Source organism: Luteibacter sp. P4_E6, from assembly GCF_056401535.1.
In genome coordinates this window covers 1-24,791 of the sequence record NZ_JBFUJE010000004.1, presented here as the reverse complement: position 1 = coordinate 24,791, position 24,791 = coordinate 1, and the positions used below count along the sequence as shown (strand labels likewise).

The 24,791-nt window shown below is 64.8% G+C and carries 24 protein-coding genes; 14 read left to right on the top strand and 10 right to left on the bottom strand.

What is annotated here, in order from left to right; translation table 11 throughout:
• Positions 1–81: 81 nt before the first annotated feature.
• Positions 82–1,566 carry a RimK family protein gene (locus AC1DT2_RS00770; RefSeq protein WP_063572511.1) on the top strand — a complete coding sequence of 495 codons (1,485 nt, stop codon included), beginning with the start codon at positions 82–84 and terminating at the stop codon, positions 1,564–1,566.
• Between the two features lie 25 nt (positions 1,567–1,591).
• On the opposite strand, the gene AC1DT2_RS00765 is transcribed toward AC1DT2_RS00770, so the two are convergent.
• Complete coding sequence (locus tag AC1DT2_RS00765; RefSeq protein WP_477293492.1) at positions 1,592–1,867, bottom strand: hypothetical protein; 276 nt, start codon at positions 1,865–1,867, stop codon at positions 1,592–1,594.
• Positions 1,868–1,998: 131 nt separating this feature from the next.
• On the opposite strand from AC1DT2_RS00765, the gene AC1DT2_RS00760 reads away from it, so the two are divergent.
• From AC1DT2_RS00760 to AC1DT2_RS00750, 3 genes are read left to right on the top strand one after another with little or no spacing between them, the layout of a single operon-like run.
• The gene (locus tag AC1DT2_RS00760; RefSeq protein ID WP_477293490.1) at positions 1,999–2,547 is read left to right on the top strand and encodes a lipocalin family protein; all 549 of its coding nucleotides are present in this window, start codon (positions 1,999–2,001) and stop codon (positions 2,545–2,547) included.
• 58 nt (positions 2,548–2,605) lie between these two features.
• Positions 2,606–3,436, top strand: coding sequence for a shikimate dehydrogenase (aroE, locus tag AC1DT2_RS00755; protein ID WP_477293488.1), 831 nt, complete (start codon positions 2,606–2,608; stop codon positions 3,434–3,436).
• Positions 3,437–3,449: 13 nt separating this feature from the next.
• Complete coding sequence (locus AC1DT2_RS00750; protein WP_477293486.1) at positions 3,450–3,719, top strand: YkgJ family cysteine cluster protein; 270 nt, start codon at positions 3,450–3,452, stop codon at positions 3,717–3,719.
• Positions 3,720–3,762: 43 nt separating this feature from the next.
• Here the strand turns inward: AC1DT2_RS00750 and AC1DT2_RS00745 are convergent, their stop codons facing one another.
• The gene (locus tag AC1DT2_RS00745; RefSeq protein ID WP_477293484.1) at positions 3,763–4,080 is read right to left on the bottom strand and encodes a hypothetical protein; all 318 of its coding nucleotides are present in this window, start codon (positions 4,078–4,080) and stop codon (positions 3,763–3,765) included.
• A 52-nt stretch (positions 4,081–4,132) separates the two neighbouring features.
• Positions 4,133–4,747 (bottom strand): LysE family translocator, encoded by a 615-nt coding sequence (locus tag AC1DT2_RS00740; RefSeq protein WP_477293482.1) that lies wholly within the window; start codon positions 4,745–4,747, stop codon positions 4,133–4,135.
• 238 nt (positions 4,748–4,985) lie between these two features.
• On the opposite strand from AC1DT2_RS00740, the gene AC1DT2_RS00735 reads away from it, so the two are divergent.
• Positions 4,986–7,292, top strand: coding sequence for a TonB-dependent receptor (locus AC1DT2_RS00735; RefSeq protein ID WP_477293480.1), 2,307 nt, complete (start codon positions 4,986–4,988; stop codon positions 7,290–7,292).
• Between the two features lie 20 nt (positions 7,293–7,312).
• Here the strand turns inward: AC1DT2_RS00735 and AC1DT2_RS00730 are convergent, their stop codons facing one another.
• Complete coding sequence (locus AC1DT2_RS00730) at positions 7,313–7,771, bottom strand: DUF4126 domain-containing protein (protein ID WP_477293478.1); 459 nt, start codon at positions 7,769–7,771, stop codon at positions 7,313–7,315.
• A 170-nt stretch (positions 7,772–7,941) separates the two neighbouring features.
• Entirely contained in the window at positions 7,942–11,181 is a 3,240-nt protein-coding gene (locus AC1DT2_RS00725) for a protease pro-enzyme activation domain-containing protein (protein ID WP_477293476.1), read from the bottom strand.
• Positions 11,182–11,479: 298 nt separating this feature from the next.
• Between AC1DT2_RS00725 and AC1DT2_RS00720 the strand changes: the two genes are divergently transcribed.
• The 9 genes from AC1DT2_RS00720 (at position 11,480) to AC1DT2_RS00680 (ending at position 18,586) form a co-directional block, all read left to right on the top strand.
• A complete protein-coding gene (locus AC1DT2_RS00720; RefSeq protein ID WP_477293474.1) occupies positions 11,480–12,013 on the top strand; it encodes an energy transducer TonB in 534 nt (177 codons plus the stop codon).
• Between the two features lie 96 nt (positions 12,014–12,109).
• Entirely contained in the window at positions 12,110–12,397 is a 288-nt protein-coding gene (locus AC1DT2_RS00715) for a hypothetical protein (protein ID WP_063573592.1), read from the top strand.
• Between the two features lie 134 nt (positions 12,398–12,531).
• The gene (locus AC1DT2_RS00710) at positions 12,532–12,840 is read left to right on the top strand and encodes a hypothetical protein (protein WP_477293471.1); all 309 of its coding nucleotides are present in this window, start codon (positions 12,532–12,534) and stop codon (positions 12,838–12,840) included.
• Positions 12,841–12,880: 40 nt separating this feature from the next.
• Positions 12,881–13,414, top strand: a complete 534-nt coding sequence (locus AC1DT2_RS00705) for a gamma carbonic anhydrase family protein (protein ID WP_477293469.1) — start codon at positions 12,881–12,883, stop codon at positions 13,412–13,414.
• A gap of 48 nt (positions 13,415–13,462) precedes the next feature.
• Complete coding sequence (locus AC1DT2_RS00700; protein WP_477293467.1) at positions 13,463–15,511, top strand: M3 family metallopeptidase; 2,049 nt, start codon at positions 13,463–13,465, stop codon at positions 15,509–15,511.
• A gap of 49 nt (positions 15,512–15,560) precedes the next feature.
• Positions 15,561–16,328, top strand: a complete 768-nt coding sequence (gene xth, locus AC1DT2_RS00695) for an exodeoxyribonuclease III (protein WP_477293465.1) — start codon at positions 15,561–15,563, stop codon at positions 16,326–16,328.
• Positions 16,325–16,996: a YecA/YgfB family protein gene (locus tag AC1DT2_RS00690; RefSeq protein WP_477293463.1), complete on the top strand. Its 672-nt coding sequence runs from the start codon at positions 16,325–16,327 to the stop codon at positions 16,994–16,996. The genes xth and AC1DT2_RS00690 overlap by 4 nt, the downstream gene beginning before the upstream one ends.
• A gap of 182 nt (positions 16,997–17,178) precedes the next feature.
• On the top strand, positions 17,179–18,009 hold the full coding sequence (locus AC1DT2_RS00685) for a pirin family protein (RefSeq protein WP_477293461.1): 831 nt from the start codon (positions 17,179–17,181) through the stop codon (positions 18,007–18,009).
• Positions 18,010–18,226: 217 nt separating this feature from the next.
• Positions 18,227–18,586 (top strand): hypothetical protein, encoded by a 360-nt coding sequence (locus AC1DT2_RS00680; protein WP_213949107.1) that lies wholly within the window; start codon positions 18,227–18,229, stop codon positions 18,584–18,586.
• 57 nt (positions 18,587–18,643) lie between these two features.
• Here AC1DT2_RS00680 and AC1DT2_RS00675 read toward each other — a convergent pair whose 3' ends face one another.
• The 5 genes from AC1DT2_RS00675 to AC1DT2_RS00655 all read right to left on the bottom strand — a co-directional run.
• Complete coding sequence (locus AC1DT2_RS00675; protein ID WP_477293459.1) at positions 18,644–21,388, bottom strand: discoidin domain-containing protein; 2,745 nt, start codon at positions 21,386–21,388, stop codon at positions 18,644–18,646.
• Positions 21,389–21,393: 5 nt separating this feature from the next.
• Positions 21,394–22,215 carry a carbohydrate ABC transporter permease gene (locus tag AC1DT2_RS00670; RefSeq protein WP_063571280.1) on the bottom strand — a complete coding sequence of 274 codons (822 nt, stop codon included), beginning with the start codon at positions 22,213–22,215 and terminating at the stop codon, positions 21,394–21,396.
• Positions 22,212–23,090: a carbohydrate ABC transporter permease gene (locus tag AC1DT2_RS00665; RefSeq protein ID WP_477293456.1), complete on the bottom strand. Its 879-nt coding sequence runs from the start codon at positions 23,088–23,090 to the stop codon at positions 22,212–22,214. Before AC1DT2_RS00665 ends, AC1DT2_RS00670 begins: the two co-directional genes overlap by 4 nt.
• Positions 23,087–24,376 (bottom strand): sugar ABC transporter substrate-binding protein, encoded by a 1,290-nt coding sequence (locus AC1DT2_RS00660; protein WP_477293454.1) that lies wholly within the window; start codon positions 24,374–24,376, stop codon positions 23,087–23,089. The genes AC1DT2_RS00665 and AC1DT2_RS00660 overlap by 4 nt, the downstream gene beginning before the upstream one ends.
• The coding region (locus AC1DT2_RS00655) for a glucoamylase family protein (protein WP_477293452.1) at positions 24,373–24,791 on the bottom strand (419 nt) is incomplete at its 5' end. The genes AC1DT2_RS00655 and AC1DT2_RS00660, both read right to left, overlap by 4 nt.

Here is a 24,791-nt window from a genome sequence, read left to right as displayed (position 1 = left end):
GAGGACCACACTGCGCCACCGACGAAACAAACGACTCCAGGTGGAGTCGCCGCGCAGGTATTCGTCGTCTGTCGAGGTCTCATGAGCCGGCTCGTCATCGTCGTGGAAAAAGCCTCGGACTGGGGCTCCTATTACCCATCCGCCGATGTCGTCAGCGCCATGGACTACCTCCGTGAGCCGGTGGGTGGCGACGACGAGCGCACGCACGTCATCAACCTTTGCCGCAGCTACAAGTACCTCGGCACCGGCTACTACGTGTCGTTGCTGGCGGAAGCGCGCGGCCACAAGGTGATCCCCTCGGTGCGCACGGTGAACGACTTGCGCCGTCGTTCCCTCTACGGCCTGGACATCGACGACCTCAACCAGAAACTGGCGAACTTCCTGCCGGCGGGTGGTCGTGACACCACCGACTTCGGCGTGCTCGTCTACTTCGGCGAGACCGCTTATGAAGACCTGCAGGATCTTGCGAGGCAGATCTTCGAGATGTTCCCCTGCCCGCTGATGCGCATCGAGTTCGAGCGCGAGCGTGTGTGGCAGGTCTCGTCGATCAAACCCGTGGGCCTGCACACGCTGGACGACGCCCAGGAAGACGCCTTCGCCCAGGCGCTGGACAAGTTTTCCAAGAAGCTCTGGCGCAAGCCCAAGGCGCGACGCCGCTTCCGATACGACATCGCCATGCTGGTCGACCCGAACGAAAGCATGCCGCCTTCGAACAAGAAGGCGCTGAAGCACTTCATCGAAGCAGGCAAGCACCTGGGTATCGAGGTCGACCCGATCGGCAAGAACGACTACCAGCGCCTCGCCGAATACGACGGCCTGTTCATTCGCGAAACCACGGCCAGCGACAACCACACCTATCGCTTCGCGCACCGCGCGGAAAAGGAAGGCATGGTGGTGATGGACGACCCCACGTCGATCCTGCGCTGCACGAACAAGATCTTCCTTAATGATCTGATGGTGGCACGCAAGCTCGCCACGCCGATCACGGAGATCATCTACCGCGACGACGCCAGGCGCGTGCGCGAACTGCCCGATCGCCTGGGCCTGCCCATCGTGCTGAAGATTCCGGATGGTTCGTTCTCTCGGGGCGTGGTCAAGGTGGAGACGCGCGAAGCGCTGGAGAAGGCCGCGGCGGAGTTGTTCTCGCACAGCGCGTTGCTGATTGCGCAGGAATACCTGTACACCGAGTTCGACTGGCGCATCGGCGTGCTCAATCACGAGCCGCTCTATGCCTGTCAGTACTACATGTCGCGCGGTCACTGGCAGATCTACAACCACGGCGCCAAGGGCACGGCCAAATCCGGCGGATTCCGTACGGTGCCCGTGCGGGAGGCGCCTGCCGAAGTCGTCAAGCTGGCGCTGAAGGCGACGCAGACCATCGGCGACGGTCTCTACGGCGTCGACCTCAAGCAGGTCGGTGACAGACCCGTGGTCATCGAGGTAAACGACAATCCGTCGATCGATGCCGGCGTCGAGGACGGTTACCTGGGCGAGGACCTCTACCTGCGCATCATGCAGGAGTTCCTGCGCCGCCTCGAACTCAAGCGCCTGGGCATAAAAACCTGATGCCCAGGCTTTTGTAGGAGCCGATTCATCGGCGATCCCGCGGCAGCGGGCCGGACCCAGGCAGCCACCCCATCGCCGCTGAAGCGGCTCCCACAAGGGACGCCAGCAGCGACAGCGGTAGCCCCGGCTTCATTGCCACCAGCACGCTGGCCGGCGCCAGCGTCAGCCAGAACGCCGGCGTCCAGCCCAGCGACTCGCTATGCGCCGAGAGCGGCGTCACCAACAGTAGCAAGGTGCCCACGGCCAGCCAGGCCATGGCGATCAGGGCGCGAACGCGGCGGGGCGAGAGCGTGTCGTTCATGGCGTAACTCCGGAAAGCGGCGGCGTGGTGGGCGGGAGCGCGGTGTCGGTGAACTCAGGCTAGGCACCCCCCGTCTCAGGGATCGCGACCCGTTGACCCCACCGTGACGCCCAGCCGACCACGCTGCCTCCATGAACCGACTCTCGCTGGTCCTCCTCCTCGCCGCCGGCATGACCACGGCCGGATGCGCCGCCGATGCCCCGCTGAAGACCGTGGGCCCCGTGGACCTGCCCCGCTACATGGGTACCTGGTACGTCGTGGGCAACATTCCCAACTTTGCCGAGCGCGGCAAGGTGGCCACGGCGGACGAGTACTCGCTACGGCCGGACGGCCAGATCGACAACATCTACCACTACCGGAAAGGCTTCGATCAGCCCGCGAAGACCTGGCACGGCAAGGCGTGGCTGCCCGATCCGAAAGACGCCAGCCGCTGGAAGGTACAGCTGCTATGGCCGTTCCGCTCCGATTACATGATCCTCGCCCTGTCCGATGACTACCGCGTCAGCATGGTGGGCCTACCCTCACGCAAACTGCTCTGGATCATGTCGAAGGATCGGACCATGGACGATGCCGTCTACCAGCGTCTGATCGACATCGCCCGCCAGCAGGGTTTCCCGGTCGAGCAGATGCGCCGCGTTCCGCAGTCTGCCGACGATGTCGGCAAGCCCGGTTATCAGTAGGCCGCGTTAGAATTGGCGTACCGGGCGGATTCGGTCCGGCGTCGATCCAGGAGTGTCCATGAGCGCTGAAGCGCACCGTTTTGCCGTGTTCGGTCATCCGATCGCGCATTCGCTGTCCCCGCAGATCCACCAGGCCTTTGCCGAACAACTCGGCATCCGCCTGAGCTACGAGACCATCGATGCCGCGCCGGACCAGTTCGAACCGGCCGTTCGCCGCTTCTTCGCCGAAGGCGGCCTCGGGGCCAACGTGACCATGCCGCACAAGCGCGCTGCCCTGAACGTGGCGCAGGAGCGTTCGGAGGCGGCCGTCCGCGCCGGCGCGGCCAACACGCTCACCCCCCTGATTGGCGGCAAGCTCCAGGCACACAACACCGACGGCAGCGGTTTCGTCCGAGATATCACGGAACGTCACGCGCTCGACCTGCGCGGGCACGATGCCCTCCTCCTCGGCGCCGGCGGCGCCGCACGCGCCGTCGCCTGGGCACTGCTCGATGCAGGCGTCGAGACGCTGACCATCGTCAACCGCACGCCGGAGCGCGCCGACGAACTGGCCGACGCCATCGGCGAGCCCGCCCGCTGCCATACCCGGTATTGGGACGACCTGACGGGAAAGTGCTTCGATCTCGTCGTCAACGCCACCTCGATCGGCGTCATCGGCGGCACGTTCGACCTGCCCATGTCGATCCTGCAGGACCACAGCACCTGCTACGACCTCTGTTACGGGGCTGCCGCAGCGGACTTCAAAGGCTGGGCCACCGCGGCAGGTACGCGCTACTTCCGCGACGGCCTCGGCATGCTGGTGGAACAGGCCGCGGATGCGTTCGAGCGCTGGCACGGTACGCGGCCGGATACGGATCCTGTCTACAACCTCCTGCGCCAGAGGTTCTGACGCCCACCCGGTCATGACCATGTCCTTGTCCTGCCGCATGGGCTGCGGTGCCTGCTGCATCGCGCCCTCCATCAGCTCGCCCATCCCCGGCATGCCTCACGGTAAGCCGGCGGGCGTGCGCTGCGTGCAGCTGACCGACGACAACCGTTGCGCGATCTTCGGTCGGCCGGAACGGCCGACGGTTTGCGGCGGCCTGCGGCCCGATGCGGAGATGTGCGGACCGGATCGGGATTACGCAATGGACTGGATCACCGGCCTGGAGCGGGCGACGGCCACCCACTGAGAGGTTCTGCAGGTTGACCTACGTTCCAGCGTGACGGGGTCGCTCAGGGCACCGTGGCCACGGGCTGCGCCGGGCACGCGTACGTCGCCTGGTACTCGTAAACGGTCTTCTGCGTGTCCTGCGCGTCGGCGGGTACCTGTTTTGCCAGGACCAGACGAATGGTGTCCACGGTGGGTGCGCTACAGCGCTTGCGGGCAGCCGCGATGCACGGCTGGTCGGTAATCGCATCGGTCTGGCAGGACACGGCGATCGGCGCGACCGGTGCTGCTGCGACGTTCACGGGCGTGGTAGGTGCGCTGGCACAGCCCGCCAGCGCCAGCAGCGCGACGGTGGGCCAGACGAGACGGACAGCGACATTCATCGGAAGCTCCTGCTCATGACACAGCCTAGGCTGTCGGTATGACCGGGTCTTTTCAGCGAACCAGTTGGCGAATCCCGAGCGCGACGATCATGGCGCCGCAGACGCGATCCATCCACGCTTTGCCGCGTCGGTAACGCGCGGCAACGCTCGGTGTCGCGAACACGAGGGCAACGATGCCGTACCAGGCCGCGGCGACGATCGCTACAGTGGCGAGCATGCCGACGAACGTGGGGCTCGAGACGTGCTTCGGCGCGGCGGCGGCGAAGACGGCCGCATAGAAGGCCATCGACTTCGGGTTGGCGATGTTGGTCGCGACGCCGGTGCGGAAAGCCTGACCCAGGCTGCGCCCCCCGCTGGAAATCCGTGCGGCGCTGGCGCTGCCGGCCTTGGAGATCAGGCGCCCGCCGAACCAGATCAGGTAGCTGGCGCCAATGACCTTCACAGCCAGGGCGATCCATGGGAAGGTCGCGAAGACGATGCCGATACCCAGGATGGAACAGCTTGCCCAGAACAGGTTGACCACGACGACGCCAGCGACCAGGGCCAGTGCCTCGCGCGTTGTCGTCGAGGCGGCCTTGTGCGCGACGGCCACGAAGTTGGGGCCCGGCAGCACGACGCCGACGACGTACACGGAAAGAACGGTGGTGATGGCGGTCCAATCGATCATGACAACGCGGCCGGAAGACTGACGTTGGACTGTAGCGCGTTTCGGAAAACGTTACAGCTTACGGACGTCCAGAAGTCCGAAGTGGTTTTGGACGAAAGCTGCGCGTTGGACAAAAAAGCCGCGAAGGCACCGGCATCACGTTTTCAACCACCGTCAACCAGCCGTCATCTGTAAGTAAACGACGATACATGCGTATCCGCGACTCTCCCTGGTTTTACACCTCCAGGGGATCGACCCGATGACGTTCGCACGTGCTTCGCTTCGTCGCACCGCCCTCGCCACCGCGCTTGCGCTTTCGCTGCATGCCGGTTTCGTCCACGCCGCCGACAACGACAACGACAAGGCGGCACCGGCGGCCGACACCGCCGCGACCACGAAGGACGCGAAGCAGCTAGACGCCGTGTCGGTGATTGCGCCGGGTGAAACGCGACAGATCCAGAGCATCGGCGTCGAGGAGATCACCAAGCAGCAGACGCCGGGAACCAGCGCGCTGAAAGCACTCGATAAGCTGCCGGGCGTGCAGTTCCAGTCCGCCGATCCCTGGGGCGCTTACGAGTGGTCGACGCAGATCACCCTGCACGGCTTCGACCAGTCCCGCCTCGGCTTTACCCTCGACGGGATTCCGCTCGGCACCATGGGCTACGGCGTGACCGACGGCCTTCAGGTCACGCGCGCCATCACCACCGAGAATCTCGCCACCGTGGAACTCGCCCAGGGCGCCGGCGCGCTGGGTACCGCGTCGAACACGAACCTTGGCGGTACCGTGCAGTTCTATTCGGCCGATCCGGACATGACGCCGGGCGTGCGCCTGAACCAGGTGCTCGGCTCCGACTCCACGCACCGGACCTTCGTCCGCGTCGACTCCGGTGACTACCACGGCTTCTCCGTATACGCGTCGTTCGCCAACGCCGATACGGACAAGTGGAAGGGCTTCGGCGACCAGAAGTCGAACCAGGCCAACCTGAAGGCGCTGTACCAGTGGGGCGACGGCAACCGCATCAGCCTCTTCGTGGACAGCAGCAAGCGCAAGGAATACGACTACATGGATCTGTCCCTGACCAGCCAGCGCGTGCTGGGCTGGAACTGGGACTACCTGCAGCCGGACTGGAACTCGGCCGTGCAGATCGCCAACGCACTGAACGGCAAGGGGCAGTACCCGGCCTCGCTCAATGGGCTTCCCGCCAACTACGACAAGGGCGACGCGACCTACTATGCCGGCGGCGGCATTCGTCGTGACACGCTGACCGGGCTGTCGGGTTCGTTCAATCTCGGCGGTGCCACGCTCGACACCACGGGCTATTACCACGCCGATCGCGGCGAGGGTCAGTGGGCCACGCCGTACCAGGCATCCTCGCCGACCATGCCCATCTCGATGCGTACCACCGACTATGGGCTGGATCGTTACGGCATTACTTCGGCGCTGAAGTTCAACCTCGGCAACAACGACATTGAGGTCGGTATCTGGGGCGAGAATTCGAACACCAATCAGGAGCGCAACTATTTCACGCTGAATGGCCAGTACACGGCGCTGTACACGGTCTATAACGACCAGGATCCGTTCCTGCGGGCCTTCCTGCAGCACTACGAAACCAAGACGCGCATGGGTTACGCGGAGGACACGATCCACCTGCTCGACGACCAGCTGACGATCAACTTCGGCGCGAAGTCGCTGCGCGTGACCACCGACGCGACCTCCCTGGTGCCGACCACCGCGTTCGCGCAGGGCCAGATGCGCGCGAAGAAGGGCTTCCTGCCGCAGGCCGGTATCGACTACAAGCTCGATGCCAACCAGGACGTCTACGCCTCGTATGCGAAGAACATCTCCGCTTTTGGCATCACGCCCTTCAGCACGTCACAGGCAGCGTTCGATGCGGCAAAGGATCACCTGAAGCCGGAAGAGTCGCAGACCTGGCAGACCGGCTATCGCGCGCACGGCGAAACCTTCGAGGCCTCGCTGGGCCTCTTCTACACGCGCTTCGAGAATCGCCTGCTGGCAACGACKCCTTGCCCGGCGGTCGTGACCTGCGCCGCGTCGCTGAACAACGTGGGCGACGTGAAGAGCCGCGGTGCAGACGTGGCGTTCCTGTGGAAGCCGCTACAGGGACTGAGCTGGCTCAATTCGTTCTCGTATAACAATTCCAAGTACCAGGATGACTACCAGAACTCGGGCACCGTCCACACGGCGGGCAAGTACGTGGTTGGCGTACCGAAGACGATGTTCTCCAGCTCGGTAAGCTACGAGATCGCGGGCTGGCGCGCCAACGTCGAAGGCAAGTACACCGGTCGTCGCTATATCACCTACACCGACGATTCGTCCGTACCGTCGTACTGGGTGGTCGATGCCGGTCTCGCCTACGACATCGGCAATCTCTCGGTGCTGAAGGAAATGAGCATCGGCTTCAACGTGACCAACCTGTTCGACAAGCGCTACTTCGCGTCTACCGGCACGAACGGCTACGTCGCCTCCGACCCGGACGGTTACAACCAGACCCTGATGGCCGGTGCGCCGCGCCAGTACTTCGTGAACCTCAACGCGAAGTTCTGACGACGGCACACCGTCGGAAATCAGGCGGAGGCGACGACCAGCACGGCAAGGGCGATCGCCACGATGTCTTCGACGATGGCCGCCGGACGGTCGCTCCGGAACGCGGCGGCCATCTTCGTGCGCAATGCCGAACCACCCAGCGTGCCAAGGACGGCACCGATGGCGCCGGCGACCAGGCCGATGACCAGCGCATCGTGTGCGGCGCCGATGCAGGCGCCGGACAGGGCGCCCGTGACCACACGGGTACCGAACTGGACCGGGATCTTCCGGCTCGGCGTGGATGGCAGCTGGTCGGTGATCAGTTCGCCAACGGCGGCGATCCCGAGGACCCACGGTGTCCATGCGTAGCCCATGAAGGCCAGCGGTGTTCCGGCGAGCGCAAGGCCGCCGAAGCGGGCAGCGAAGGCCACGGCAGCCGGAGCCATCATGGCGCGCAGACCGGCGACGACGCCGATGAGAAGAGCAAGGACGAAGATCATTACGGCATTCCTTTCCTGGGTAGTGGGCCCATTCAAGCGTGGCCGGATGCGTGTGGCTTGCTCAAACCTAGCGCGGTGGCGGGTTGGCAGGGGAAGTCACTGGCCGAGATAGCCGTTCACGGCCTGATGCAAGGTGACGGGCCGGCCGGGGGCCGACCCGTCGTCATGCCTTACGGTGCGGAAGCCACGCGGCGACTACCCTGGAATCGGTTAGCCGGCACGATGTCCTGCTTGGCCAGCACGAGGGCGGTACCCCACGCATCGGCCACCTTGAACGAGGTGAAGCCGGTACCGGTGCCCTGCCACTCGAACACGCGGTTGTTCGCGTTGCGCCAGAGCAGGTCGGCCAGGCCGTCGCCGTCGAAGTCGCCGATGCTGGCCAGCGTGTAACCCGCGGGGATGGCACGGCTCTTCTTCGCGATGACGCGGAAGCTGTCCAGTGTCCACCAACTGACCTGAGCGTTGGTCGTATCCGTCCAGATCAGGTCGGTGGTCCCATTGCCGTCGATATCACCGACGCCGTAGAGCGTCGCGCCCACCGGGCGATCCGGCAAGGCATGCGCAACGAAGTTGCCTCGCTGGTCGGCGATCCACAGCGCCAGCGAGGTGTTGTCGGCGCGGGTCCAGACCAGGTCCGTGTAACCGTCGCCGTTGGCGTCGGCCAGGGTGGGCGTGGCACCGGCAACGCCATCGATCGGTGCGGACTCGGCGGTGACGATGATGTCGTTCTGCGTGGTCGGATCCAGGTCCAGCGACCACCAGACGATCTGCGATGTCGCCGTGTCGAACCAGACCAGCTTCTGCGTGCCGCTGGCGTCGTTGACGCCGCTGCCGAGAAGCTTCCACGTAGCCGGGACGACATGGTTGACCACGAAGGTGTAGTAACCGCCGGTACCGGTCGAGACCCAGACATTGACCTGGTTGTCGGCGCCTAGCAGGACGATCTCGCCCGACTTCAGCGAAAGCGCATCCAGGCCCGGAATCAGGTCACCGAAGGCGGCCACCGTCAGGCTGGGATCGATTGCCTGGGTTTCGTCATACAGGCTCACCGCACCCTTCATCGCTACCGAGTGGAGCACTCCCTGCGTGGGATCGACATAGGCGAAGTCGCTGTAGCCGTCGTTGGTGAACAGGTTGTTGAGCGAGAGGAAGTCCGCCGATGCGGCGTAGCCACGTTTGGCCGGTGCACCCCAGCCGAGGAAGGCGTCGACCAGGTTGGCCGCGTTGATCGTACCCAGACCGGTCGCCAGGCTGTAGCCGACATTGCTCTTCCAGGCCGGCACCAGGGCGTTGGTGGTGGGATCGCCCCCTTCAACGATGCCGACGATGTTATTGAGCTTGCGGCCCGTGTCGCAATTGAGCGTACCGGTAGCGCAGGGTTGGACGATGTCGCCTTCGGTGACGTTGTTGAACACGCAGTCCGTGCCGATCGTCGCGCCGTTGCTGGCGTTGCACGCGGTAAGGCTTTTCGTGTTCGGCGAGCCGACGGTGCCGAACTGGCGTGCGGCGATGCCGTAGAACGCAGGGAGCACGTTACCGCTGCGGTCGCCGGCGGCCTGGTTGATCAGCGTCTGCACGCCGGCCATCGCCGGTGCGGCGAACGAGGTGCCACCTGCCGAATTGGCGAACACGCTGTCCGGATTGCTGAAGTCGCAAGCCGTACCGCCGTTATCCGCATCGGACATGCAGAACACCAGCGCATGGCCAAAGATGCCGTTGGCCGAGAACAGCGACACGTCCGGCAACGTTCGCGAGGTGTGATTGATGGAACCATTCAGGCCGATCTGCTCCTCCGGCTGCGCAAAGACGCCACTGGGGCCACCACCGCCACCGCCGACCTGCAGGAAGTCCTGACCGCGCCCGACGCTGTCGTTGCACGCCGTGATGCCGTCCTTGTAGCCGAGCAGGGTGTAGAGATGGCTGCTGGCGCAGCTGTTGTTCCAGGTCATTTCCGGGATATAGCTGATGGCGGACTGGTAATAGGGCAGGTTCGTCGTGGTCCAGTAAGTAGACTGCTGGCCACGGTCGTTGAAGTCCGTACCGCCCACGGCTACCGATGAGGGCGACGACGCCAACCCGTTGACCGCGGCACCCGAGGTCGACCAGAACAACGCACCCTGGTCGCATTGCGTTGAACCGCCGTCTCCGGTGGAGACGAACACGGTCACGCCTTCGGCCGCGGCGGACGACCAGATCGCGTCCGCCGTGAAGGCGTCGCTCGGATCACCGGACTCGCACGCGCCGTAGCTCAGGCTCCATATGGACGGAGGGAGGCTTCCGTCGGGACCGCCTTCGAGGAGGCGCGCGGCCGCCGTGAACGGGCCGAAGGTGGCCCCGTTATCGGCGCACGATGCGAGCACGATGTTCGCGTCCGGTGCAGCCGCACCGGCCCACTCGGCATCGAGCGCGGCTTCGCCTTCGTCGCCGTTCACGCCGGGGTCGGCGCAGGCGACACCACCATCCAGCGGATGCAGGATGCTGAAGCTGCCTTTCGCATCGGCAGGGAGGAACGCGTTGCGGAAACGCGCGACGTCATCGGGAAGCACGTTGGTGCGCTCCAGTACGACGACGGTTTGTCCTGCCCCGCGCAATGCATTGCGCCGATCCCACAGCGACTTCACGTTGTAGACCTGGTTGAAATCGGCCGGCACCATGTCGTAGGTGATGTTCGGATCGCTCGTGCCCGGTGGTACGGTGAACGCGGGCTTCGCCGCGTCGGCCGTGCTCCACTTGCCATGTTTGCGATCGAAYGTGCTGTGCATCAGCGCCGTGTGCTGTGGCTTCGGGAAGAAGTCATGCAGCGCCACGCTGCGGATAACCGGCGAAAGCGACGCGGGAATGCGCGTCTGGGTACTGTTGGCGAAATGCTTCTCGCCGTTCACCGTGTAGTGATGCAACGAAGTGCCGAAGGCCTTCGCCACGGCGCTGGCCGGACCCGAGAACACGATACGCATGTGGTCGCTGGAAATGGCCGATACCGTCATGCCTTGCGAGCGTAGCCACTGCTGCACCGTCTTCACGTCTTGCGCCGAGGGCCCGAACCGGTCGCCGAGCTGGGCCGCGGTCAGCCAGTGGTGGAAGTCGGGTGATGCCGGATTGTTGAGGCGCGAGAGGTACGAGCGGAATGCGTTCTCGTGGTCGTCGTCGCGTTTCAGTACGAGGGTGATGTCGTTTACCGTATCCCCCGCCGACATCGCCCCGGCATCGTACTGGGCCATGGCCTCTCGGGGTGTCGTACCGGGTAGTGCGAACGTGGATGTGTTTTCGACCTTGGTCGTGATGCGCGCGGCGGCCGTTGGCTGCAGCGCGCGTGCCGCCTGCTGCAAATCGGTCGCCGGGGCGGGTAACGACAGGACATAGCCTGCCGTCAGGCTCGCGAATGCGAGCCAGGGTGTGAACCTGCGTGACATTGTGTCTACTCCCTTGCGTGAGTGCTGTATCCCCACCGAGCTCCCTGCATCAGGYCTCCCCCCTCAATGCCACGTCTTCAGGGCGATCAGTCGGGCCACCGTAGTCCTGTGCATCGGCACGAACCATGACCGCAGTCACATTTGGCCGTCTAAATGACAGATGTGCGTCAAAGGCAATTTCTTGCGATCCGCGACGACCGCAACGTCGCTGCAACATTTCGCCGCCAAGATGACAAGCCCGCTGGGGTCGTCCAACAGGGGGACGGCCTGGTTGCGGGTGCGCCACGGAACCACCCCCATGTCCCAGACACTCACCGCGGCGTTTCCCCGACGCACGGTTCTAGCTATTGCCGTTGGCGTGGCCGCACTTGCGGTCATCGTTGGCGTCGTCGCGTTTCGCAGCCACCAGGCGACATCCTCCACCGACGCCTCGGGCACGTTGAGCAGCGATGCCGGCCCGTCGTCCGGTGCGGCGCCGGAAATCGATATCCTCCTCGGCCTGGCGCGCGATGCCACGAAGGAAGGGCGCCTCGTGGCGCCGCAGGGCAACAACGCCTACGAGTACTACCTCAGCGTCAGCCAGCTCGATCCGAAGAACGCGACGGCGCAGGATGCCTTGCGCGAGACACTGCCGTTCGCATCGCAGGAGATCGAACGACAGATCAATCGTCGCGAGCTGGAAGAGGCGCGCCGAGAGATCGCGTTGCTGCGCGACTACGATCCGACCAACTACACGCTGATCATCCTGGGCGCGAAGCTCGATGCCCAGCAACGGGTCGTCACGGCCGAAGACGAGGCGAAAGCTGACGCAATCCGTAGGCGAAACGGCTAGGCGAATTCAGGTTTTTGCGGGGCTTTTCGGGTGATAGTCGTACCGCGTGTCAGCGACGGCACGCCATACCTATCCATCAAGGCAAGGAGCCTGATCATGAACAAGTACCTCCGCCCGCTCGCCCTCGCTCTTCTCGTCGCCGCCCCGGTCGCGGCTACGGCCCAGATCCATGGCGGCAACGAAGTGCGCTGCACCGTTGAGAGCAACGCATTCAACAAGTTCATCGCCGGCAAGCCGACGCCGGTCGAATTCCGCGCGGCCTACTCGTGCGTGGGCCTCGTCCTCCCGGGTGACGTCACGACCATGGAAATGCGCACGGATAACAGCCGCTACTTCGCGCAGCTGGACGCGCACGGCCGCATTGTCGGCGGCAGCTTCCACTAAGTAAGGCCGGCGGCCGCGTCGTTATCGCGGCCGCCTTATTTACCGGTGCACAAACCCGGCAGACGCAACGGCGTTCATCGTCCAGAGCCGTTTGTCGCGCCATAATCGGGCTCCCCCAGGCAAGGAGCCTCGCCATGCATCGTCTCGCCATCCTCTTTTTCACCGCCGTGCTCGGTGGCGCTGCCCTCGTGGCCTGCCAGACCGCGCCGCAGACCGGGCCGGCCGCGCAGCCGAAGCCGACGGCGGGTTTCGTCACTGACATGAAGGCTTTCGATGCCTTTATCGCCACAAAGCCCACCCCCGAGCAGTTCCACGCGGCCTACCCGGACGTCATGCTGGTCACCCCGGACATGATGACCACCCGAGAAATGCGCCAGAACCACAGCCGCTACTTCCCGAAGATGGACGCCGACGGCCGTATCGTGGGCGGCGCGTTCATGTAATGCCCACGGTGGGCGTGGCGCGACCGATTAGAATGGCGCCATGCCTACCTCGATCCGGCCCTTCAAGGGCATCCATCCCCGCCTCGGCGCGCGGGTCTATGTCGACCCCGCGGCCACCGTCATCGGTGACGTGGAGCTCGGCGACGACGCCTCCGTCTGGCCCGGCGCCGTCGCCCGGGGCGATGTCCACCACATCCGCATTGGCGCCCGCAGCAACCTGCAGGACGGCGCGATCATCCACGTGACCCACGACGGGCCGTACACCCCCGGCGGCTTCCCGACGATCATCGGCGAGGATGTGACCATCGGCCACGGCGCCGTTATCCACGCCTGCACCATCGAGGACGGCTGCCTCATCGGCATGCATGCCACCGTGCTGGATGGCGCCGTTGTCAGGAAGAACGGCTTCGTCGGCGCCGGCGCGGTGGTCCCGCCCGGGAAGGTGGTCGGCGAGCGAGAGCTTTGGCTGGGCAACCCGGCGAAGATGGTCAGGGTGCTCAGCGACGCGCAGGTGGCGCAGCTGTACTACTCGGCGGCCAACTACGTGCGCCTGAAAGACGACTACCTGGCTTGATTTGACCGGGCCGCAACACCACGCTGGACGCCTGACAGGAGATCACCGATGGACAGCAGCACCAATCCCCTTCTCGACCCCAACGGCTTGCCGGCGTTCTCGGCGATCCGTCCGGAACACATCGAGCCGGCCATCGACAGCCTCATCGCCGAGCAGCGCGCCGCCATCGACCGGATTGCCGCCGCCGACGCCGTGCGGGATTTCGACCATGTGATGCTGGCCCAGGAACGCCTGGACCAGGTGCTGTCCCGTGCCTGGTCACCGGTCAGCCACCTGCATTCGGTGGCCGACTCCGAAGCCCTGCGCAAGGCCCATGGCGCGGCGGAAGAAAAGCTTACCGATCATGGGATTGAAGTCGGCCAGAACCGCGATCTCTACGCCGCCGTCCAGGCCGTGGCGGATCGCGGTGACTTCGCCGGACTGCCCGTCGCGGCGCGTGCCGCCGTCGACCATGCCCTGCGCGACTTCCGTCTGTCTGGCGTGGCGCTCGAGGAGCCGGCCCGCAGTCGCTTCCGCGAGATCGGCGTGGAGCTTTCGAAGCTGACCACGGAGTTCTCAAACGCGGTGCTCGACGCCAGCGAAGCCTGGCGCAAGCACATCACCGACGAGCGTGACCTGGCGGGTATTCCCGCCTCGGGCCGCGCCGTGCTGCGCGAATACGCCCGTGAGGAGTCGCTCGACGGCTTCCTGGTCACCCTGAAGCAGCCCAGCGTGCAGGCGGTGCTGACCTACGCGGAGAATCGCGACCTGCGCGAGGCCGTGTACTACGCGTACCAGACCCGGGCCTCCGACCAGGGGCCGGACAAGGGCAAGTTCGACAACTCCGAGCGCATCGAGAAGATCGTGGCCCTGCGCCACGAGGCTGCCCAACTGCTCGGCTTTGCCAATGCCGCCGAGGAATCGCTGGCGACGAAGATGGCTACGTCGCCCGATGTCGTACTCGCCTTCCTTCGCGATCTTGCCGCCCGGGCGAAGCCCGTGGCGAAAAAGGAACTCGAGGAACTGCGCCGCTTCGCCTCGGAAGAACTGAAGCTGGACAACCTCGAGCCCTGGGATGTCGGCTTCGCCTCCGAGCGTCTCCGCCAGCAGCGTTACGCACTGGACGAAGAGCAGATCAAGCCCTACTTCCCGGCATCCGGCGCCATCGACGGCCTGTTCGCTGTGGTCGAGCGCCTGTATGGCGTCCGTTTCGCGCCTCGCGATGACGTCGACACCTGGCATAAAGATGTGCGCTATTACGACGTGATGAATGCCGACGGCTCGATCTTTGCCGGCGCTTACCTCGACCTCTACGCGCGCTCGGGCAAGCGCGGCGGCGCCTGGATGGACGTATGTGAGTCGCGTTTCCGTGACGGCGACCACCTACAACTGCCGATAGCCTTCCTGACCTGCAATTTCCCGCCGCCGACCGATGGGGCTCCCGCGCTGCTGACGCACGACGACGTCCTCACCCTCTTCCACGAATTCGGCCACGGCCTGCATCACATGCTGACCGAGGTCGATATTCCGTCGGTCGGCGGTATCGATGGCGTGGAGTGGGACGCTGTGGAGCTGCCGAGCCAGTTCATGGAGAACTTCGCCTGGGATCGCGAGGCGCTCCGCCTGTTCGCCAGGCACTACGAGACGGGCGAGCCGCTGCCGGACGACCTCTACCAACGGATGCTGGATGCGCGGCATTTCCATGCCGGGTTATTCCTCGTTCGCCAGCTGGAATTCGCCCTGTTCGACTTCCGTCTGCACCTCGAGTACGACCCCGCGCAGGGCGCCCGTCCGCTCGACGTACTCGAGCAGGTGCGCCACGAAGTAGCCGTCATGCACCCACCGGCTTGGCAGCGCTTCCCGCATGCCTTCACCCACATCTTCGCCGGCGGTTACTCGGCCGGGTACTACAGCTATCTGTGGGCCGAGGTCCTGTCGGCGGACGCGTTCGAGCCGTTCGAGGAAGCCGGGGTGCTGAACCGTGCGACCGGACAGCGCTTCCGCGAGCAGATTCTCGCCGTGGGCGCGACACGGCCGGCGCTCGAGTCGTTCAAGGCCTTCCGGGGCCGTGAGCCGCGGCCGGATGCACTGCTGAAGAGCTACGGCCTGGGGGCCTGAGGCACAGGCCGCGCGGGTCGCCGCGCGGCCGTTCCTTTACAATATCGCCATGAAGATCGCGTCGTGGAACGTCAATTCGCTGAAGGTCCGTCTGCCCCATCTCCAGCAATGGCTGGGCGAGGCGCAGCCGGACATCATCGCGCTGCAGGAAACCAAGCTCACCGATGACAAGTTTCCCGTCGACGAGATCGCGGCCATGGGCTATCAGGCTGTCTTCTCCGGTCAGAAGACCTATAACGGCGTGGCTATCCTCGCGCGCGGTGAGCTGAGCGATGTCGTCACCGATATCGAGGGCCTGGACGATCCGCAGCGTCGGATCCTCGCAGCCACCGTCGGCGATATCCGTGTCGTGAATCTGTACGTGGTCAACGGCAAGGCGTTGGGTGACGAGAAGTACACCTACAAGCTGCACTGGCTGGCGAAGGTCCGCGACTTCCTCGAGCAGCAGATCCTGAAGTATCCGAAGCTGGTCGTGCTGGGCGACTTCAACATCTGCCGCGACGACCGCGACGTATACGACCCCGTGGCCTGGGGCGAAGACATCTTCTGCTCCCCGCCCGAGCGCGCGGCACTGCAGGCGCTGTTCGATGTCGGCCTTCACGACAGTTTTCGCATGTTCAACGACGAAGCCGGTCTCTTCAGCTGGTGGGACTACCGCCAGGCCGGGTTCCGCCGCAACATGGGCCTGCGGATCGACCTCATCTTGATCAGCGATGCGCTCAAATCGTCGGTAACCTCGTCGATCATCGACAAGGCCCCGCGCAAGTGGGAGCAACCGTCCGACCACGCGCCCGTCGCGCTGGAGTTGATGCTTTGAACACACCCAAGTCCGAATGGCCCAGCTCGCTGGATGACGCCGAGCTCGAAGTCCTCGATACCTACCTGCGGATGCACGGTGGCGACGGCGACCTGATGCTCGACGGCTTGCATGGCCTTCTCTCGGCGATCGCCATCGGGCCGCTCGAAGTGAAGCCGGAAGAGTGGCTGCACGAGATCCTGCATGACGCCTTCGAGGACGAGGACGAAGGGAACCGGCTGCTCGCCCTGCTAGCCAAGCTCAACGATTCCATCAGCGCTGAACTCGACGTCGATGCCTATGAGCCCATCCTCGGTGAGATCGACACCGAAGACGGTCCCATGCTCTCTGCCGCCGGCTGGTGTGAAGGCTTCAGTCGCGGCATCGACATGCGCGCACAGCTCTGGGAAAACCGCCTGRCCGAGGACCCGAACCTGATGCAGCTGCTCGGCCCGATCATGGCCCTTGCCGTGGATGAAGGCGTACTCCAGGCCGATGCCGAGTTCGAGAAGCTCACCGACGAGGAGTACGACGAGTGCCTGGGCCAGTTGCCCGAGGTGCTCAATGCCGTCGGCGAGTACTGGCGCCAGAACGCGCCGACCGAAGACGAACTGGCAGCGATGACCCGCCCGCGCGTGGACGGTGAAGAAGGCCCGCCGCGGCAGCGCTCGGGCCACTGGGTGCATTAAGAAAGCGCTGACTGTTTTCCATGTGGGAGCCGCTTCAGCGGCGATAGGCGTTGCCGCGTCACCGCTCCGTTGGCCTTTCGCCGCTGAAGCGGCTCCCACAGGACAGATCGTTCACCGGACGCGTCTTGGCCCCGTCGCCGATTGGCGTCATCTTTGGTCGCATCAGCTACCGGAGACCCGTCATGACCCAACGAAGCATCGTCCGCCGCGTTCGCGGCATGGACACCGCCGACGGCGCCGGCGTGAAACTCAAGCGCGTGATCGGCCAGCCCGCCCTCGACATGCTCGATCCCTTCCTGCTGCTCGACGAGTTTCGCTCCGACCAGCCCGGCGACTACATCGAGGGCTTTCCCGAGCATCCCCACCGCGGGTTCGAGACCGTCACATACATGCTCGCCGGGCGCATGCAGCACGGCGACAACCACGGCAACCGCGGGGATCTCGGTCCGGGCAGCGTGCAGTGGATGACGGCAGGGCGCGGCATCCTGCATTCGGAAATGCCGCAGCAGGAAGAAGGGCTCATGTGGGGCTTTCAGCTGTGGGTGAACCTCCCGGCGACAGACAAGATGGTCGAACCGCGCTATCAGGACATCCCTCCTTCGGATATTCCGCTGGTGCATCCGGTGGAAGGCGTGGCCGTGCGCGTCATTGCCGGCGAACTGGCAGGCGCGAAGGGTCCGGTGTCCGCCGTGGCGACTGAGCCGGTGTATCTCGATATCGCCCTCGACGCAGGTGCGCGTTTCGAACTCGATCTGCCCGAAGGACACAGCGCGTTTGCCTATGTGTTCGATGGGAAGGCCGCAGTGGTGGCGGGTGAATCGCTGGCGCGTAGTGAGCTGGCGGTGTTGTCCAAGGGAAAGACGGTGACCTTCGCGGCCGACGAGTCCGCTCGTGTCCTGGTCGTCGCCGGCCGTCCGCTCGCTGAACCTGTCGCGCGCTACGGCCCGTTCGTCATGAACACCCCGGCGCAGATTCACGAAGCGATCGCGGATTTCCGCGCCGGCAAGTTCTGACGGTTCCTCGTACCAACGAATCGGCTCCCCCATATCCGATGAATCGGCCCCTGTAGGAGCCGATTCATCGGCGATCCCGCGCAGCGGGCCAATTCGCCGACTCCAACAAGAACCCCAAACCTGAACAAGCACGAGAAGTTCCCCACCCTGTTTAAGTGCCGGACGGGAACGGCCCTTTAGCATCGGCGCATCGGCATTCGCGAGGATTTCATTGCCCATGCGCTTCCTTTTTACCGCCGTGCCCATCACGGCAGCTCTCATCATTGCGGCGTGTTCACCGTCGCAAGCGCCCGCGCCAACGGCTGCACCCTCGGCCGAGACGACGACGGCGTCTGCCCCGGCGCCCGGTAAGACCGCGCCCGCAAACCCCGTGCTGGGATCGCCCGATTGGTTCGCCTGGGTCGATAAGACCCTGGCCATCAGCGATGACGGCCATGGTCCGAAACCGGATACCCCGGCCTGGGACCAGGCGGTGAATACCAAGCTGGGCGAAGAGGCTCCGCAGGCGAAGCCGGGATCGGCGGAGTGGCAGCAGGCGGTGGATGCGCTGTTGCGGACGCGGGTTGCTACGCACTAAGCCTGGGCCTTTCGCCCTGTCTGGCCCGCTGGCGCGGGATCGCCGATGAATCGGCTCCTACAGGGTGGCTTTGAAGGTGCTGGCGTTCGGGGGGATCTTCGTTTCGCCTGAAGGGAGCGAGAGGATCAGGCCGCCCGGCGGATGGATGGGCTGGGTGATGGTCAGGGTGACTTGTGCTCCCTTTGCCACCAGTGTGTAGCCCAGACGCCCGTAAGGCGTGCGCAGGTCGCGAATGGCGATGCCCTCGCCTTCCAGCCAGCCAGGCTGCACGCCGGCTGCCAGGACCATGCTGCCGTCCGCCTCGCGGTCGTAGGCAAACAGATCGAGCGCTGATCGGACGAAGTCCGAGGCAATCCACGCGTGGGGCATGTCGCCGACGAAGCGCGGCTTGCGCGGGTCGCGGCCGACGACCTCCGCCCACTGGTTCCACGCGGCCGGCCGGCGATCGGCGAAGAAGAACGCGATGAGGTCGTTGACACGGTCTCGCCAGCCCAGCCGGACGAAGGTGGCGATCGTTCGCACCTCATAGGGCGTGTAGTCCTCCCACGCCACCTGGCCGTCGCGCCGCGCCACGAATCCCTGCCAGTACCTCTCGAAGGTGTGCTCGACCAACGCCTTCGGCAGGCGTGACTGCTCGCCGCCCGGCGACAACGCGATCGTGGTCGAGGTAGCGTCAAAGTCGCCAAGCTCGGCCGAACCCGGAAGGAAGTCGATGCCGCGCGCCTTCACGGCCGCCTCGATGGACGCATGCAGATCGCCGCGGAACTGATCGCGCGAAGCCGTGTATGCCGGGACCTTGTCCGCGTGACCGAGCGCGGCAGCGAGTTCGACGGCATCGTCGTAGCCCTTGAGTGCCCAGAAGTCGTCCCAGTACGAATGCATCGGCTTGGTCGAATAGCCCTCGTGGCTGATCGAGGCAGGCATCAGGCCATAGAGCGGACGGTCGGCATTCCGCAGGCGCTCCGGCTCCCGCTCGCTGGCACGTAGCGTGTCCATGTACGTCACGGCCTTCTCGACATGCGGCCACAGTGCATCAACGGTGCCGCGGTCGTGCGTGTAGCGCCAGAGCTCGGCCACGCTGAAGATGAGTTCGCCGTGGCTATCGTTCTCGGGTACCGRATCGGAACCGCGCGCGTCGACACAGCACGGCACCTTTCCGCTGGAGAACTGGTGCGGTGCGTACCAGCGGATGAAGGCAGAGGCGACATCTTCGTGGCCCGTGCGGAGCAGCCCTTCGAGCATCATCGCGCCGTCGCGCACCCAGGTGCGTGCATACGAGCGCGTACCGGGCTGCAGCGCAGGCCCGTCACGCGACATGAGCATCTGCGCGACGCCGCTCTTCATGGTGTCAACGATGGGTTGCGCCGTGTACGGTACCGCCACCTCGACGCGGTCGAGCTTTTCATGCCAGGTCGCGGCGACGGCGTCGGCCTGGGTGGCCAGCCAGGTGCCAGCGTCCGCGGGCACGTCAACCACGTCGTCCTGTTTCACCGGCACGACGACGCCAAGATCGACGTGACCATGCGCCGGTACATGCAGGTCGTACAGCAACGCGCCTTGAGCGAAGCCCGTCGCGTCGTGAATCGCCTTCATGCTCGGGCGTTCGCCTGCATCCAGTCGTTCACCGAGCGCTTTCGGCGCACTGGCGCTGGCGACGAAGGCGGTCGTCGCCTGCAAGGGCACCACCTTGCGCGCACCGTTGACGGTCAATGCCCGACCATCCCACGCAAGATCGTGGATGGGACTGGTGCCACCCGGCGCATTGAGGAACTGCGTCGGCGGATTCACCTGGAACGGGCGCGTGGCGAGCGCCAGTGTCACATCGCGCGCGGTGTCATTGTCGTTCGCGACCCGATAGCTCAGCAGCAATCGCGAGGCGCCTGCAGGACCCTGTGCGAATACCGTTGTATCGAGGGTGAGTCCACCTGTCGCCCAGCGCACCGACGGCATCGGGAGGTAGCGGTCGCGCAGCGACTGCGTCGTCGTGACGTCCGCCCAGGTGATGAGCTTGCCGCCAGAGACGAGAAAGGGCTCGATGGAAAAGCCGCCGCGTACGATTTCCACCGCACCGTCTTCGGAGAGCAGCGCGGAATCACGACTACCGCCATCCACACCGACGATGGTCCAGTACGATTGCTCGCCCGAGAAGCCGCGCGGGTACAGTCCGCGACGTACCTGCCTGGCACGCGACTCGAACACGGCGTTCGGCGTCGGTGGCGGCACGGCCACCGCCTCCGGCATTCGCGGTGTGAGACGAAGATTGTCGAAGCAGACCTCGCCACGATTCGCCGCCTGCCCAGGTTGCGCCTCGGCATAGACGACGAACTCGATATCGCGCGTATGACGCAAGGCGCGGTCTTTGACAGGCCCCCACGCGAACTCGACCTGGCGGCTCGTCGCCTGGACGGTTGTCCACGTGCCGGTCGGCATGAAGTGCGGTTGCTGGAACCACCAGACGTTGTCGCCGCTATCGTCGACCAGCTTCAGCTGCAAGGTGTTTGGCGGCATGTGGCCGCGCACGTCGAAACTCAGCGCGAAGCCATCCGGGTAATCGATCGGCAGGGTTTTGCGTATAGACGCTGCGCCCGACACGCCGTTGAAATCGTAGGCGAGGCAGATGGCCTGTCCCACGCGTCCGGGCATCGGGCGCAGCGTAGCCGACACATCATCGGTGTGGATCGCTGCCCAACCTGTCGCCGTATCGAAGGTGTCGAGCGTGCGTGCCTTGTCCGTGGCAAACGTCGGCAAGGCGACGAGGAAGCACGCAGACGCGGCCAGTTTGAATAAAGCGAAACGCGACATACGGCTTATCCCTTGACGCTACCCATGAGCAGACCTTCGAGGTAGTAGCGCTGCAGGGCGAGGAACAGAACGAGTACCGGAAGGATGGTCACGACCGAGCCAGCCATCATCAGCTCGCTGTCCTGCACGTGCTCGCGCGACAGCGACGCCAGCGCGATCGGCAGCGTGTAGTGCTCTTGTCCGGTCAGTGCGATCAACGGCCACATGAAGTCGTTCCACGCGGCCAGGAAGGTGAAGATCGCCAGCGTCACCATGATCGGCTTCAGCAGCGGCATCACGATGGTGGCGAAGATACGGAATTCGCCAGCACCATCGATGCGCGCCGCCTCCATCAGGTCGTCCGGAATACCGCTGGCGTACTGGCGCACGAGGAAGATGCCAAAGATGGTCGCCAGCGCAGGCACGATCACCGCGCCATAAGTGTTGACCAGGCCCATGTACTTCAGCAGCAGGAACAGCGGCAGCATCGCTACCTGTGCCGGGATCACCAGCGCGCCGAGCAGCACCTGGAAGATCCGCTGGCGCCCCTTGAATTCCAGCTTGGCAAAGGCGTAGCCGGCCATCAGGTTGAAGGCGAGCGAGACCACGGTAATCGCGGTCGAGATCAGCAGGCTGTTGACCAGGTAACGGCCCATGCCGGCGTTGAGGAACAGCTGGCGATAATTGGCGAGCGTCGGATGCGTGGGCAGGATGGGCGGCGGCAAGGCACTCGCCTCACCCTGCGGCATGAACGACACGGACAGCATGTACAGCAGCGGCGCAATGGCGATCGCCGCGGCGCCGATCAGCAGGCCGTTGATGAGGGCCTTGGCCAGACGTGGGCTCATGCCTTCTCTCCCTGCCGCGACAGGCGCAGCATCGTCGCGGTGACCGCGAACATGATGACGAACAGGATGAAGGCCACGGCCGAGGCCGAACCCAGGTTCCACCACTTGAAGCCCTCTTCGTACATCAGGTACAGCACCGAGGTGGTGCTCTGCAGCGGGCCGCCTTCGGTCATGACATACGGCTCGGCGAACAGCTGGAAGTAACCGGAAACGGTAAGAATGCTCACCATCACCATGGTGGGTTTCAGCATCGGCAGGGTTATGTGACGAAACTGCGCAAAGGCCGACGCACCATCGATGCGCGCGGCCTCGTAGAGATCGCCGGGTATCGCCTGGAGGCCGGCCATGAAGATGATCATGTTGTAGCCGAAGTTCTTCCACACGGCGAACAGGATGATCGTCGGCATCGCCCAGTGCGGATCACCCAGCCAGTCGATGGTCGGCATGCCGATCGCATCGAGCGCGTAGTTGACCAGGCCGTACTTGGTGTTGAACAGGTAACGCCAGATCACCGCGACCGCGACCACGGTCGTCACGACGGGTGCGAACAGCGCCGTGCGGAAGAAGGGCTTGAACCGGACGAGTGGTGAATTGAGCAGCATCGCCGAACCCAGCGAAGCGATCAGCGACAAGGGCACGCCGACTACCACGAAGTACACCGTATGGCCGAGTGCCGACCAGAACAGCGGGCGCTGCAGCAGCTGCCAGTAGTTCTGCAGGGCAACGAAGCGCAGGTTGCGGATGTCGGCCAGCGCATAAAGATCGTAATCGGTGACCGAAAGGATCAGCGCCGCGACCACCGGCAGCAGGAAGAACAGGCCGAGGATGATCAGCGCGGGCGTGATGAACAGCCAGGCGGCGCGGGAGGTATTCATGGCGATGCCTTATGGCCGTGGTCGAGCATCCAGCGACGTTTCTCCAGCAGGCGGTCCGCCCGGCGATCGATCTCGGCGGCGGCTTCGTCGATGGAGAGATCGCCATGAGCGGCCTGCGCGGCGACGAGCTGCATCTCGGTGACGATGCGTTCCCACTCGGCCACCGGCGGCGTGGGCTTCACGCGCTCGAGCTGCTCGCGGAAGGCCGTGGCCTTGTCGTCGTTACGCAGCGCGGGCGCTTCCCACGAGGAACGTCGCGGCGGCATGTCGCCGAGGATCTGGTAGAAGCGCTCCTGGATGGCCGGGCGCGAGAGGAACTCGACAAGCGCCCAGGCGTCATCCTTGTGCTTCGACGCACGGAAGATGACCAGGCTGGAGCCGCCCGCATTCGATGCGCCCGGACCGTCGGGCCCCGGCAACGGCGTGGTCGCCCAATCGCCCTGCTGCTCGGGTGGAAGGCGTTTGCGGAACTCGCCGATATTCCACGGACCCGACAGATAAAACGTGTAAAAGCCCTGGCCGAAAGCCGCCCACGGGTTGCCCACACCGACGTTGGTCATCATCGGGGCTTGCTTGTTCTTGAACAGCGAGACGTAGAAGGTCAGCGCCTTCTTGAAACCGGCACTGCGGAAATTGCCGTAGCGACCATCGTCGCGCAGCAAGGGCTCATCCTGCTGCAGGGAGAGCGCGAGCAGCTGTTCGAATTCGTTGGTCGGTAGCAGCACGCCATAGGTCTTGCCGGGCGGCTGCGACAGCTTCGCCATCATCGCCTGCCACTCGTTCCAGTCGCGCGGCGGATGGTCGTAACCGACCTTCGCGAGAAGATCCTTGCGATAGAACAACAGGCGCGTGTCGACGTACCAGGGCACGCCGTACAGCTTGCCGTCGATGACGTTGGTGGACCAGATGGCCGGGAAATAGTCGTTGCGATCGACGACCTTCGACGCGGCGACGCGTGCGTCGAGCGGCTCGATCGCGTCCAGTGCCACCAGTTCCGGCACCCAGGTGTTACCCAGCTGGGTGATATCTGGCGTGGAGTCACCGGCGTAGGCCGTCAGCAGCTTCTGGTGAGCGGCCGTAAGCGGCAGCTGCTGCACGGACACGTGCAGGCCGGGATGCTCACGCTCGAACTCCGGCAGCAGCTTTTCCACCGCCTCGCCTTCGCGGCCGATGGTCCAGAACTGCAGGGTCCGCGCGTCCGCGTCCGGTTTCGCACAGCCGGCCACCGCGACGGCGGCAAGCGCCAGCGCCAGGGTGGTCCGGCAAGCGCGGGTGACGCGACTCACCACAGGTTGGCGGCCGTATCGGCATCGAGCCAGCCGCCGGTGAAGCCGGCGCGCTGCAGACCCTTGCGGATATACGGGTTCTTCTTCATCACCGACCAGACGAAATCGCTTCGGTAGTTCTCGATCATCAACACGATGGGGCCCTGGTCGATGCCCAGGTGCACGGTGTCTGCCCAGCCGAAACCCGGTACCAGCCTGCCGGTGCGCACTTCGGTCTTGGTGTCGAAGGTCATGTTGAAGGCGTCGACGAAGCCGTACTTCGTATAGATGTACTGGCCGTACTTCTTTTTCATCTCCTCGAGCGCGGGAATCACGATCTCGGGCGCGAAGGCGATCGAGCCGCCGGCTGCCGTGGGCACGATGGTGCCGTCGTCGGAGATGTAGTCCAGGCCGGCGCCTCGTGCGGTGTAACCGG

Bases quoted from the DNA above. Each gene is read 5' to 3' on its own strand.
- AC1DT2_RS00740 (WP_477293482.1), bottom strand. From the start codon at position 4,747: ATGATCGATTGGACCGCCATCACCACCGTTCTTTCCGTGTACGTCGTC.
- aroE (WP_477293488.1), top strand. From the start codon at position 2,606: ATGAGCGCTGAAGCGCACCGTTTTGCCGTGTTCGGTCATCCGATCGCG.
- AC1DT2_RS00680 (WP_213949107.1), top strand. From the start codon at position 18,227: ATGCGCTTCCTTTTTACCGCCGTGCCCATCACGGCAGCTCTCATCATT.
- AC1DT2_RS00745 (WP_477293484.1), bottom strand. From the start codon at position 4,080: ATGAATGTCGCTGTCCGTCTCGTCTGGCCCACCGTCGCGCTGCTGGCG.
- AC1DT2_RS00685 (WP_477293461.1), top strand. From the start codon at position 17,179: ATGACCCAACGAAGCATCGTCCGCCGCGTTCGCGGCATGGACACCGCC.
- AC1DT2_RS00700 (WP_477293467.1), top strand. From the start codon at position 13,463: ATGGACAGCAGCACCAATCCCCTTCTCGACCCCAACGGCTTGCCGGCG.
- xth (WP_477293465.1), top strand. From the start codon at position 15,561: ATGAAGATCGCGTCGTGGAACGTCAATTCGCTGAAGGTCCGTCTGCCC.
- AC1DT2_RS00730 (WP_477293478.1), bottom strand. From the start codon at position 7,771: ATGATCTTCGTCCTTGCTCTTCTCATCGGCGTCGTCGCCGGTCTGCGC.
- AC1DT2_RS00750 (WP_477293486.1), top strand. From the start codon at position 3,450: ATGACCATGTCCTTGTCCTGCCGCATGGGCTGCGGTGCCTGCTGCATC.
- AC1DT2_RS00715 (WP_063573592.1), top strand. From the start codon at position 12,110: ATGAACAAGTACCTCCGCCCGCTCGCCCTCGCTCTTCTCGTCGCCGCC.
- AC1DT2_RS00670 (WP_063571280.1), bottom strand. From the start codon at position 22,215: ATGAGCCCACGTCTGGCCAAGGCCCTCATCAACGGCCTGCTGATCGGC.
- AC1DT2_RS00710 (WP_477293471.1), top strand. From the start codon at position 12,532: ATGCATCGTCTCGCCATCCTCTTTTTCACCGCCGTGCTCGGTGGCGCT.
- AC1DT2_RS00720 (WP_477293474.1), top strand. From the start codon at position 11,480: ATGTCCCAGACACTCACCGCGGCGTTTCCCCGACGCACGGTTCTAGCT.
- AC1DT2_RS00770 (WP_063572511.1), top strand. From the start codon at position 82: ATGAGCCGGCTCGTCATCGTCGTGGAAAAAGCCTCGGACTGGGGCTCC.
- AC1DT2_RS00765 (WP_477293492.1), bottom strand. From the start codon at position 1,867: ATGAACGACACGCTCTCGCCCCGCCGCGTTCGCGCCCTGATCGCCATG.
- AC1DT2_RS00665 (WP_477293456.1), bottom strand. From the start codon at position 23,090: ATGAATACCTCCCGCGCCGCCTGGCTGTTCATCACGCCCGCGCTGATC.
- AC1DT2_RS00705 (WP_477293469.1), top strand. From the start codon at position 12,881: ATGCCTACCTCGATCCGGCCCTTCAAGGGCATCCATCCCCGCCTCGGC.
- AC1DT2_RS00760 (WP_477293490.1), top strand. From the start codon at position 1,999: ATGAACCGACTCTCGCTGGTCCTCCTCCTCGCCGCCGGCATGACCACG.